Consider the following 12,095-nt stretch of genomic DNA (forward strand, 5'->3'; position numbering starts at 1 on the left):
GGCCCGCAGTAGCTGACAAAGTTCAAACCCGGTCATCTCCGGCATGGTGACATCCAGCACCAGGGCATCTGGCTCAACCGTTTCGAGGGTAGCCCAGAGCTGGTTGCCATCGGTGAGCGAGGTAATGTCAAAATTCCAAGGGGTAAGGCTGATTTGAAGCAGCTGCAAAATCTGGGGATCATCATCCACAATAATGATTTTGGCGGCGGTAGTCGTGGTCCGCATGACCTGTAAAGCGTCTGCCATCAGCTGCTGGGGAGAACGGGTGCGGTCTAGTAGCTGATTGACCCCATGCTGAATCAAGTGCAACCGGGTCTGAGCCGATAGGGGGGGTAGTAGTAGCAGGAACGGGCCGCTAAATTGCTGGGCAAAGCTGGCGATGTCATGGACCAACTGATCAGGAAGCTGAAGAGACGATGTGTGGGTCAGTAGCGATACTGGAATATCAAAAATCGCCAGCTGTGGTTTGATCTGCTGTAATGCTCGTCGGGCATCCTCCAGCGTACGGGCCTGGTGTACCCGCAAAGACTGTTGTGTAGCCTGCAGGCTCAATTGCTCGATCAAGGGACTGTCTGCACCAATGAGTAAAAGCAGCGGAGCCCCAGCTGCCACGGTTTCGGTCGTGTTTTCCACAGAGGTTTCATCGACTTCATGGCGCAGCTGCTGGACCAGCTGGTGAAACTGAGCCGCTGGAATTTCGTTTGAGGGACTGGTTTTTAACAATTGGACCAGATTTTGGGCCAGGGTAGAGCCCATGGGAAATCCAAAGCTACCCAAGGCACCCACCAGCTTATGGGCCGTCATTTGACTGGTGTGATGCAGCTCTTGGTCTAAATCACCCTGTTGGATTGCGATCGCAGCCTGTTCTAAAATCGCTACCCGCTCCTGCATCACGCCCTGATATTTTTTCCATGCTTGTTCTACTGCCACCGTCGTTGATGAGGGCAGCGGGGCGGCCTGGCTGTCTGCTTCACTGATATTGAGCCGGTAGCCCAGGCCATAGACTGTTTTGATCAAATTCTTAGGGGCTCCCACCGCCGTCAGTTTTTGCCGCAACCCCTTAATGTGGGTGCGTACCGCATCTTCACTGGGAGGATTTTCAAAGGCCCAAAGGTCATCAATAATGGCATCTAGGCTGTACACCCGGTTGGGCTGTCGTAAAAACAACTCCAATAGCGCCAGCTCCTTGGGCGTTAGATGCACAGGTACACCGTTATAGGCGGTTTCACAGGTACTCGGATCCAGATGCAGCCCCCCGAGCTGCAACACCGTCGGCAACCCCACCTGTTCACGGCGCAGTAGCGCTCGAATGCGAGCCCCCAGTTCATCTAAATCAAACGGTTTGACCACATAGTCATCGGCTCCTGCATCTAACGCCTTAACCTTCTGAGCCGGGGTATCCGTCGCTGACAAGATCAAAATTGGTTGTTCGTACCCAGCGGTCCGAAAGGCTTGGCAAAAGCCAATCCCACTGCCATCGGGTAGATTGAGGTCAAGCACCACCAGATCATAACTAAACAGGTCCAGGTACCCCAAAGCCCCCTGGCCATCGGTGGTAATATCCACGGCATAGCGTTGATGAATCAGATGATCGGCTAATGTTTCCATTAGTGCTTCATCATCGTCTACCAGCAATATACGCATCGCACCAAGACAGAAAATCTATCTATGGACATTCCTGTCCCCATATAAGTTGGAACTACCTATAAACTTAGCAAGCTTTGATAGATTTTCAAGAGAGAGAATATCTGTCATGATTGCCTGCCCCCACCTCGTCAAGAATTTTCTAGAATAGGAGTCGGTCAGATAATACCCCTGTCATGGTGGGGAGGAGGCATTTATGAAACAGCTTTCTGTATCCATCTCACATTTAGTTCGTTTAATGCGTTCGGCGGCGGGGGCGATTATCGTCCTGGGGTATGCTCCATCTGTCCTGGCTCAAACAGCTCCTGGTCCAGTTGTTCCAGCGATCCCTGACCCGGCCAGTTTGGCTCGATTGGCAGCTGATTTGTCCTATCCCAACAGTGCCCAACGCTTCTTTGAAGCTGGCAGAACTCGATTTGAACAGGAAATTCAAGGTTTATCCCAGGAGAAACAACCATCTGAGCCTCTCTTGACTGTAAAGCCGGAAGTTTTAAAGCAGTTTGACGATTAATCAAGCAATCTCCATCGCTGTTCAGGTTCAATCCTGCCAGGGATTAACAGCGCTCAATTTTCGGCAACATTGGGAGCTCAATACGTTTTGAAATGTTTTGTAATTAACTTCATTGAGTCGTAAAGAACGCCCAGGCAGTGGCCGTGGAGTCAACGACCTAAGCTAGAATTTCAAGGCTTTTTATTACTGTGGAGAGGGTGTTCATGAGTGCAGAATACGGTTTGGGGACAAAATGTCTACACGCAGGTCAAGTACCCGATCCGACTACGATGGCTCGCGCCGTACCCATCTATCGCACCACAGCCTATGCCTTTAGAGATACGGAACATGCGGCTAATTTGTTTGCCCTAAAAGAACTGGGTAATATTTATACGCGGTTGATGAACCCCACCCAAGACGTGTTGGAAAAACGGGTGGCTGCCATTGAGGGTGGAGCCGCAGCCCTGGCATTAGCGTCTGGAACCAGCGCTATTTTTTACAGCATTATTAATATTTGCCAGGCCGGCGATGAGATTGTTTCCGCCAATGCACTGTATGGCGGTACCTACACCATGTTCAAGGATATCCTGCCGCAGTTTGGCATCAAGGTAAACTTGGTTGACCCGCGCAATCCAGAGAATTTTCGGTCGGCGATCACGGAGAATACCAAGCTGGTCTTTTGTGAAACGGTCAGTAATCCAGGGTTGGAGGTGTCAGATTTAGATGCGATCGCAGCCATCGCCCACGAAAACGGACTGCCCCTCATTGTCGATAGCACCTTCACCACCCCCTACCTGATTCGTCCCCTAGATCATGGTGCCGATATCGTTGTCCACTCCCTAACCAAATGGATTGGTGGCCATGGCACAGGTCTAGGCGGCATCGTGGTAGACTCCGGCAAATTTGACTGGACCTCCGGTAAGTTTCCCTTAATGAGTGAGCCCGATTCTGGTTACCACGGGCTGCGATTTGCCCATGACCTGGGGCCACTGGCTCCCATTGCCTATACCCTCCGGATGCGGCTTGTCCCCTTGAGAAATCTAGGCGCCTGTATCGCGCCAGACAATGCCTGGATATTTCTTCAAGGTCTTGAAACCCTGCACCTGAGGATGCAGCGCCACTGTGAGAATGCCATGGCCGTAGCCGAGTTCCTGTTGCAGCACCCCCAGGTAGAATGGGTGCGATATCCTGGCTTGGAAACCGATAAAGCCTATGCCTTAGCCCAGCGCTATTTAAAGCAGGGTTTTGGCGCCATGGTTGTTTTTGGCATCAAAGGCGGGACTGAGGCAGGTAAACAATTTATTGAACGGCTCAGTTTGTTTTCTCACCTCGCCAATGTAGGTGATGCCAAAAGCCTAGCTATTCATCCAGCCACCACCACCCACTCGCAGCTCTCAGAAGCTGACCTGAAAACTGCGGGCATCGCTCCTGGGCTGATCCGTCTAGCCATCGGTATTGAAGATGTAGACGATATTATCAATGATCTCAAGCAGGCCCTGGCTACCTAACGTTCTTTTCTAATGAGTATTGAATGAGTATTGGCTCAGTCGAGACCCAGTTCTTTTACTTAAATGAACCCTTTCTTCTAGATTCAGGAGAATCTTTTGAAACGCTTACCCTGGCCTACGAAACCTATGGCACCCTCAACCAGGATGCCACCAATGCCATCCTAGTTTTTCATGCCTTAACCGGCAGCCAGCACGCCGCAGGCATTAATCAGTCCGTACCGGGAATTGATCCCCTATGGACCGATGAATGTGTTTTAGGCTGGTGGGATACCTTTATTGGGCCAGGGAAGGCGTTGGATACCCAGCGTTATTTTGTCATTTGTGTCAATTACTTGGGCGGTTGCTATGGATCGACGGGACCTCGCTCCACCAATCCATTAACCGGTAAACCCTATGGCAGTCAATTTCCCCAGGTAAGTGCATGGGATGTCATTCGCAGTCAGCTCCGTTTGTTGGACCACCTGGGAATTCAATGTCTGCATGCTGTCATTGGTGGATCTATGGGTGGCATGCTATCAATTTTATTGGCCACCCGTTGTCCTGAGCGGGTCCAGAACGTGTTACCCATTGCCACTGGCCTAGAAACAACCGTGCTGCATCGGGTGCATAACTTTGAGCAGATTCTAGCAATTCGTAACGATCCTAAGTTCCAAGGAGGCGACTATTACGAGCAGGCTCCACCCAAGGATGGTCTGTTGTTAGCTCGAATTATTTCCCATAAAACCTTTGTTTCCTTAGCAATTATGGAAAAACGAGCTAAGCAAGAAATTCGAATAAAACAACCCATCGGCCCTTTTTACGAACTCTCCAATCCGATTGAGTCCTACATGTTTTATCAGGGAAAGAAGTTTGCAGAACGCTTCGATGCCAATAGCTATCTGCGGATTATGGACATGTGGCAGCGGTTTAGTCTCAATGCCCAGCAGCCCGAGCTATTTAAGGATTGTGCCCACCAACAGTATTTGATTTTTAGTGTGGATTCTGATGTCTGTTTCTACCCAGAAGAACAAAAAGTCATTGTTAAAGCGTTAGAAGCGGCTCAGATAGATGTCACACATATTACGGTCCATTCTGACAAAGGTCATGATTCTTTTTTGCTAGAGCCCGATCTCTATGCACCCTATATTCATTTTGTCCTGGGTTGAGGCAGGATTTGAAGCCAATGATCATCAAAAAAGCAAGCTGTCATTGAATTAACAACTGACAGCTTGCTTTTATTTTTTCAGAGAGCGTAGTTTCTATCGGGTGTTTACAGCTTTCTTAGACATACTGTAGGTGCCACCTCGACCACGATACCAGTCATTATCCCGTGCTCCTGCGGAGAGAATATTTGAGATCCGACTACGTGCTTTAAGAAACTGTGCTTTTGGCATATCGTCTTCAAAAATAGCTGCCATGACGTCGGTAATCTTAAAGCTAGCCTTTGACTTAGCCTTTAATACATTTGCCACCACATCCTGCAAACGTTGTTGGCGATGGTCATCAAGCACATAGCGTTGCCACTGAGCTGTTCTGCCATCTGTCTTTACCGGCTTGGCAGAAGATCTACCGGATTTCTTTGTCTTAGGTGTCTTAGGTGTCTTAGGGGCCTTAGGTGTCTCAGCTTCATCATCACTGATCTTTGCTTTTTTGGTTACTTTAGCCAGTTTGGCCGCCACCGTATCTTTGACGGTCTCTGGCTCCGTTTCTACCTCATCGTCATCTTGAGTAACGGCTGGAACAGATACCTTAGGAACTTGTCCATTAGTATTAGCCGAACCATCAAACATCGCAATGACCGTCTGTAAGCCTTGACGCTGCTCTTGGATTTCGGCAAGTTGTTTGCTCAATGCTGCTTCTTGCGCAGACAAAAGATCCTCAGCTTCTACAAGCTGAGTAAGCATCTTAGTTGACATGATTACGTTTCCTCAAGTGGGTCTAAAGTGAAATAATTTGCTTGAACAGCATGAGTTATGACTTTAGATTGAACTGTGACTTTAGATTGAACTGTGACTTTAGATTTAAGAGATATTCAAGCATACAGCAATCCTAACATTTAGAGACATTAAAATTACTAAAACACTTGTGGGATAACTCACATTTGCACCTGGCGAGGAAGCATCAACTCGCCTTGGACTCAAAGTCACAAGGCGAATCAAATCAAATTCACTAAAGGAATAACCCAGCTACAAGCTATATATCTAGGGCCTTTCAGCTAAGTTATTCCTTTAGTGAACAGCCCTCAATGAGCGATAGATTCTAAACTCAGCTCTCAGATAAAGTATCTCTTATCTCTCTTCTATAATGAATATGCTATTTTCACGTAGATTACTAAGCTAAAAGCGATAGATTTTTCCTGGGTTCTATCGCTTTTAGGTAACCTAGCCTGTTATTAACCACATTTGAGCTGTACGGGGAGGCACAAATAGGGTGAATCGATTACCGGATAACTGCAACTTATACCCGTGGATCAGGTCCTTGAATATACCAGGATTTTTTAACCCCCAGGTACTAAAGTCTGCCCACTGGTTAGTACCTCCCTTATTAATAGCAACAATTCCCTGATCTCCCCGACGGAAAACCAGCAACGTGTCACTTTCATAGAGCATCTCCATACCTTGCCCCTGAACCGCATTATGGAATTGAATCATGGCTTGGATATCTGGACGCTTGTAGAGATCGAGCCAGCGATCGCGATCGGCTTCATGGTGCGACTCATTGTGGTCAGAGTAAATCAGGGGGACACCCCCGTCACGACCTAAAATGTAAGCGTGGGCTAAATGCTCGTCCTGAGGGTCTAGTAGCCAAGACCGAAAGCCATTGTTGTGGGGGACATCATGGTTAACCACAAAGGTGACTGCTCGGTTCCAGGGTAGAGCATTGCCATAGTCTTGAGGACGAACTAAAGAACGCAGCGAGCCCCCAAAGCCAAATGCTTCGCGAATGGTGTTAAATAGGGGGAAATCATAGGCTGACATCCAGGTTTCTTGCAAAAAGGGTTCCAGGAACACTTTCTCGTCGTGGTCACTACCAGTGAGCACTTCACCAAACCAAAACTTTTCTCGTACCTCTGGTTTATCAGCAATATTATCGACCATGCGCTCAGTAATATGTTTGATGGCATCAATCCGAAATCCATCAAATCCCATATCGACCAAGGCATTTACCATATGGCTCTGCTGTTTCAATACCCAATCGGAATCCTTTAGATCAGGCAAACCCGACAGGTTTTGATACTGGACAGCCCCCCGATCGGACCACTCACCCCCTTCGATTTCTCCCGCATGGTTAAAGTCATGGGTAGAAAATATTCCGGTACTGAGATCGCCATATAAGCGATTCTCTTCATAGAGAGCTGGTTGTTGACTGTAGCGCTCAAGCTCTGCTTTGCCAGGAAAGTCAAATCGGTCTTCCCGGGCTTCGTTAGCCATGTGGTTGATCACCAGGTCAGCATACACCCGAATCTGGGGGGTACTACTATGACAGGCGGCAATCAATCTCTCAAGATCCCGTTTGCCCCCAAGGTGAGATAGCAGTACACGGTAGTCCTTAGGTTGATAGCGCTGCCACCAATCCCGCCCGTTGGGGTCAGAGTAAAGCGGTGGTGGAATCAAAATGGCACCGTATCCAGCCTGTCGAATAGAGTCTAGGTTGTTAATAATTTCTGTATATTTCCAATTAAACGCGTGGAGAGTAACAGTACCCATGTGGTGATGTCCCTATATGGTTGGTGTTTCAAAGTTAAGCCAGTGATATCCACAGCCACTATGGATGATTTTCCGTATATTAGACAATTTTATGCCGATCCTCGACCTACGGGAATACCACTAGACGTAGACCCTTTTATTACTCCAGTAGTCGGCAAAATCAGGTCTATGAACTGTTTTTTTAACAAAAGCTTCAGCAAAAGCGAGGACTAGCTTTCTAGTAACTTTAAAGTAGTTGATTAGGCTGGGGATCAATCATATAGACATCCACAAATTTCAGTCTGCTCTTTCTAGGGAGAAGAAAGTACCTTGAATAAACTGCTCGTTTCTGCTGGGGTGATAGCCTCATCTGTCAGTTTGATAGCGGCACCGGCCCAGGCCGGCACGCTGACCTTTGGTGTGGAAGCCAATGCGTCTCTCGACGTAAATCTAAGCCCATCTTTAGCAGGTCGTACCTTGGGGGGGGTGACCCTACCGAACAGTCTTGACGTAGACGCCACCAATGTCACAGGTAGTTTTACTGTTCTAGATGATCCTGCCCAGTTCACCGATGGCGATATTGAATTAAACTACAGCTTACTCAATGATCTGCTAGGTGATTCCTACAGCACCACTCTGCAGTCTCTCCTCGGTAGCTTTGGCCTCACATCCGGGCAGGCATTGCAATCTGTTGATGATATTTTTACCATCACTCAGTTTACTGGAAATGGTGTGCTTACCTCTGAGGCTCCCACCTTAGCTGGCGATCCGGATAATCCCAGCCCGTTTAATATCCTCTATAAAGGAGGTAGCTCTTCCCTTTTGATAGAAGGTTACGATACTGAGGTGGCCGAAAGTTGTCTATCGGCCACCTGTCAAATAACAGGCAATGTCAGCTTTGGTGTCGGTCTCGTACTGGGTGAGTTGGTCACGCTTACCAGCGACTTACTTGCTAACTCTAATATAACCCTCTCCCCAGAGGCCCGTAGTGCCATTGCTAGTTTGCAACAGACGGCTGCTGTCATGCAGGCGTTTGGCCCCACCTTAGACATTGCTCAGGTAGTCGCCAATGTTTCAGCCACAACCCAGTTTGTCGAGGCAAATCCCAATGGCACGCTCAAGGATATCGGGGCGAATGTGACCGGTGGTCTACTAACGGCTGCGGCAACAACAGGGGGGCAACAGCAACCGATCTTAAGTAGGCTGTTGGCTGATAATCCGTCAGTGGATCCGCCAGCAGTAGTCGATACGTCTGTAGGTGATCCTCCAGTTGGTGGCCCTACTACTATTCCACCGACAACTAATCAGGACAACAATACCCCTCAGGATGTGCCAGAACCATCGATTCTACTGGGTTTGTTAGGAACCGCTATTCTGGTCAAACGGAGTCATAAAAAGACCGTCGTTCAATAGAGTGACAATATGTCACTTGACATCGGGACTAGCTTGAAAATGTTTGGTCTGGCATAGAACGCTAACAGCGATGATTCGGTTAAAACACGTTAGGTATCTTCTTCATGGGGGTTATCTAGCGTGTTTTTTAACGACCAATCATCCAATTAAAACCGACGCCAAATCTAGCCTCAGACTGTCCGACTACGGTGCCTAAACCATTACGTCCAACTGCATTGGTTGCATAGAGATCGAGGCTGACAGCTGCCTTTGGCAGACTGTATCGAGTCCCCACAGCCCAAACGGTGCGATCGCCATCAAATACAGGGGTAACCTCACCGATGAGCTGTAACCCACGGGCTACTTCATGATTCACCCCCAACCCGATACCAACGTTAGATTCATTGCCAAATGCCGCCAGTCGCGGATTCAAAAATAAAGCCGTACGAGAATTTGCCTGAAAGGTAACGGGTACATCAACAAATATAGTCCCCACCTGCTGACCAGACGCCGTATCGCGTCCCCCTAATATGCGAGCCGCTAGGGAAACGGGATCGCCCTGGTGCTGATCTAGCAGCTGCAGCCGCGCCCCTACCATATACTTTAGATCGTCACCCGCCGTGTCGGCAGGATCCACGCTGTCGTCTTCAGCAAACTCTTCTAAAATGGCCTCAACCTGTAGTGCCTCATCCGGACTGTAGGCCAGACCAACGCTGTAATTACCGTCTGTACCAGCACCTGCGTTAAAAGCAACGGTTCCTGGTTCCAATGTATTGGCTGACGTAAGCGTTAATCCATCTAGCTGGAGCTGACGATCGCGCTCAGACAAAGGAGCTGGCGGCGTGTTTCGATAGCTAGAACGATAGCCCAAGCCATTGTCTGGTGTATAGTTTAGCTGCACACCGACAAGCAAGTTGTCTCCGTCTGGGGGAAACGATAGAATTCCTGTCGCCGGAGTGACACCAAATCCATTGGTAGCATATACGTCTACACCCGTCCTGGGGGTGACGTTGTAGCGGGTTCCCACCGTCCAAACAGGCTGGCGACTAATCGACTGGTCATTATCGATGGTGTTTCCACCGGGACCAATGGGTAGATTGACGGTGCCATAGGCCAACCAACGCTCTGAGGGTTGCCAGCTGGCACCAGTGCCTACAGAGAAAATAGTGTCATAAAATTCAATATCATTGATATCGTCAGGGAAAAAGGAGACGCCCGGTGTGAGGTGAAATTGAAGTTCGGGAGAGGCTGTATAGGTCAATGGCACATGAACAGAACCAATGACAGCATCACCGCCCTCATCATCAGAGTTAAACAGATCTGAGGCAAACGAAAAGTATTCAACTGAACCTTGCACCCCCAGTGCCAGGCTCTCGGTTTCTAGCACACGATATTTGATACTGGGGGCAACTGACTCGAGGGTAATGTTGGGGGATACCCCATTGATGGGATCAGCGGGAGAATCATCAAAGTTTTGATACGCCAGACTCAGCTGTAAATCATCGGTAGCTCCCCAATCGATTGAGCCGTAATACAGCTGGTCTCCTGTTCCTGGAGCACTGTCTGGCAGGGTTTGATGGGTGCCGACCGATAGCTGTAGCGCCTCATCTGGGAGCTGATTGGCTGTCTCTAAGTTAAAGAGTCGTCCGGGGGGACGCTCCAGCGGGGAAAGTACCGTAGGCTCAGGCTCTGTATTCTCCGGAGTGGTTTCTATGGAGTCTGGCTCTGGTTCATCATCTAGTTTATCTACGGTGACCTGGGAAATGTCTGCTACCAGGATCGGGGATAGAGACGTTTCAGGCTCAAGAACAGTTGAACCGCATTCGGACGCGTCTTTTGAAGTCTGTGCTGGCTGCCCGGAAGCGGTTGATTCTGATGTTTCTTCAAGTGTTGATTCTGGTACCGCAGATACGACTAAAGAAAGATCTGTGGTTGTTTGATTATTGTCTTCTAAACAGGACAATCGGGTGGGTTCAACCTGCGATTCCTGTGGCTCTGTTTTGACTAAAATCTCTGTAGTAGAGTGCGAAGAAGACTGAGAAGTCAATGCCTGACTAGACGCGTCTGGATTAGCCAGGGGCTGGTTCTCAAATCGATCAGGCGTATTGGGAACAGCTGCTGCTTCAGGTGCTTTTAGCCGCGCTGACGCAGAGGAAAAGCGTGCCGTCGCTGGGGCTTCCGGGTTTAAGGATGGAACAGGCGCGACAAGTTCCTCTTGATCTGAAAAGGGCGCATCAGGGACAGCTGCATTAGGAGAATCGGCTTCAGGTAGCTCTTGAGCCTGAGCAGGATTCGCGTAATCTTGGGATACGCAAGCAGCAAGGGTACAAAAGGCGACAAATGGAACACGCATATATAGTCTACTGTTACAAGATCCTAACCACCCTTGGCTAAGCCAAATGTGCGAGATGGCGGAATGTTGATTTTCTGCATCTATCTTCAACCGTGTTAATACCTAACCGGGAGGAATCTCAGATGTTATTGAGCAGAATCTGCAGCTCCGGTTTAACCTTTGTAGGGGACGTTCTGTGTAACTGGAGCTTGTTGCAGTGGTTGAACTGTAGAAATGATTTCAATTCCTTGTGCAGGGCAAGGAACAACGCATCGGTTTTCGAGACCGTGGGTTCCAGTGCGAGATGCTGAATATGCAGCAGTGATTTATTCCTCTCGGTTTTGCAGTCCATTCGAGCAACCAACTTTCCATCCCACAGAATGGGTAGAGAGAAGTAGCCGTATTGACGTTTGGACTCAGGGACATAGCATTCAATTAGGTAGTCAAATCCGAACAGCGCCTTCATGCGCTTACGCTGAATGACAAGATTGTCGAATGGCGAGAGTATTTTCAATTTGCTACGGGCCAACGGTTTACTGAGCAGCTCCAGTGAGGCTGGCAATGCATGGTAGAGCTTACCGCCGACTTGAACCTGTAGCAGCTCTCCGGTAGAAACCATGTCCTCCAAGGTCTTAGAAATAAGCGGCTTTGTGTTTTTGAGCAAATAGGCTATTTCGGCAGACTGACCCAATCCGTTTGCACGTAAATATTGCGTAATCAGAAATCGGGCGTATTCTTCCGGATCAGGCACAGTGGTGTCGATACCTGCTGGCAATACCCGCTCGGTGAGATCATAAACCTTATGAAATTTGACACGGTACGGCACCATGAGATCCCCCTGCATAAACAGATATTCCAGGGCTCGTTTGGCAGGCTTGGTTTTCCATTCACCGAGCTTTTTACCGGTATGCTCGAAATCTTTGGCCATCAAAGGGCCTTCGGTGGCAATGCGCTTGAGTACTAATTTCAACATCCGCTCATCGCGCTTGTACCAGTGAGTTTGCTTACCACTGGCGATCGCATGCTTGCGAGGCAGGCTGAATCGATAGTCCCGAAAGGGCAGG

General features: G+C 48.9%; 9 protein-coding genes. 4 read left to right on the forward strand and 5 right to left on the reverse strand.

Annotated features, from left to right (window positions below):
* Window positions 1-1,644: response regulator (locus IQ260_RS18740; RefSeq protein WP_193994627.1), on the reverse strand; the 1,644-nt coding region annotated here is incomplete at its 3' end.
* Between the two features lie 196 nt (window positions 1,645-1,840).
* Between IQ260_RS18740 and IQ260_RS18745 the strand changes: the two genes are divergently transcribed.
* From IQ260_RS18745 to metX, 3 genes are all read left to right on the forward strand, one after another.
* Window positions 1,841-2,155: a hypothetical protein gene (locus tag IQ260_RS18745; RefSeq protein ID WP_193994628.1), complete on the forward strand. Its 315-nt coding sequence runs from the start codon at window positions 1,841-1,843 to the stop codon at window positions 2,153-2,155.
* 203 nt (window positions 2,156-2,358) lie between these two features.
* Complete coding sequence (locus tag IQ260_RS18750; protein WP_193994629.1) at window positions 2,359-3,642, forward strand: O-acetylhomoserine aminocarboxypropyltransferase/cysteine synthase family protein; 1,284 nt, start codon at window positions 2,359-2,361, stop codon at window positions 3,640-3,642.
* A 23-nt stretch (window positions 3,643-3,665) separates the two neighbouring features.
* Window positions 3,666-4,787, forward strand: a complete 1,122-nt coding sequence (gene metX / locus IQ260_RS18755; RefSeq protein WP_193994630.1) for a homoserine O-acetyltransferase MetX — start codon at window positions 3,666-3,668, stop codon at window positions 4,785-4,787.
* A 93-nt stretch (window positions 4,788-4,880) separates the two neighbouring features.
* On the opposite strand, the gene IQ260_RS18760 is transcribed toward metX, so the two are convergent.
* Entirely contained in the window at window positions 4,881-5,537 is a 657-nt protein-coding gene (locus IQ260_RS18760) for a hypothetical protein (protein WP_193994631.1), read from the reverse strand.
* A 465-nt stretch (window positions 5,538-6,002) separates the two neighbouring features.
* On the reverse strand, window positions 6,003-7,328 hold the full coding sequence (locus tag IQ260_RS18765) for an alpha-amylase family glycosyl hydrolase (RefSeq protein WP_193994632.1): 1,326 nt from the start codon (window positions 7,326-7,328) through the stop codon (window positions 6,003-6,005).
* 309 nt (window positions 7,329-7,637) lie between these two features.
* Here IQ260_RS18765 and IQ260_RS18770 point away from each other — a divergent pair, with 309 nt between their 5' ends.
* On the forward strand, window positions 7,638-8,720 hold the full coding sequence (locus IQ260_RS18770) for a hypothetical protein (protein WP_193994633.1): 1,083 nt from the start codon (window positions 7,638-7,640) through the stop codon (window positions 8,718-8,720).
* Between the two features lie 127 nt (window positions 8,721-8,847).
* Here IQ260_RS18770 and IQ260_RS18775 read toward each other — a convergent pair whose 3' ends face one another.
* Complete coding sequence (locus IQ260_RS18775; protein WP_193994634.1) at window positions 8,848-11,052, reverse strand: porin; 2,205 nt, start codon at window positions 11,050-11,052, stop codon at window positions 8,848-8,850.
* Window positions 11,053-11,170: 118 nt separating this feature from the next.
* Window positions 11,171-12,095: winged helix-turn-helix domain-containing protein (locus IQ260_RS18780; RefSeq protein ID WP_193994635.1), on the reverse strand; the 925-nt coding region annotated here is incomplete at its 5' end.

The organism is Leptolyngbya cf. ectocarpi LEGE 11479 (assembly GCF_015207065.1).
In the GTDB taxonomy this organism is placed as follows: Bacteria; Cyanobacteriota; Cyanobacteriia; order Phormidesmidales; family Phormidesmidaceae; genus Leptothoe; species Leptothoe ectocarpi.

Bases quoted from the DNA above. Each gene is read 5' to 3' on its own strand.
- IQ260_RS18745 (WP_193994628.1), top strand. From the start codon at position 1,841: ATGAAACAGCTTTCTGTATCCATCTCACATTTAGTTCGTTTAATGCGT.
- metX (WP_193994630.1), top strand. From the start codon at position 3,666: ATGAGTATTGGCTCAGTCGAGACCCAGTTCTTTTACTTAAATGAACCC.
- IQ260_RS18750 (WP_193994629.1), top strand. From the start codon at position 2,359: ATGAGTGCAGAATACGGTTTGGGGACAAAATGTCTACACGCAGGTCAA.
- IQ260_RS18775 (WP_193994634.1), bottom strand. From the start codon at position 11,052: ATGCGTGTTCCATTTGTCGCCTTTTGTACCCTTGCTGCTTGCGTATCC.
- IQ260_RS18765 (WP_193994632.1), bottom strand. From the start codon at position 7,328: ATGGGTACTGTTACTCTCCACGCGTTTAATTGGAAATATACAGAAATT.
- IQ260_RS18760 (WP_193994631.1), bottom strand. From the start codon at position 5,537: ATGTCAACTAAGATGCTTACTCAGCTTGTAGAAGCTGAGGATCTTTTG.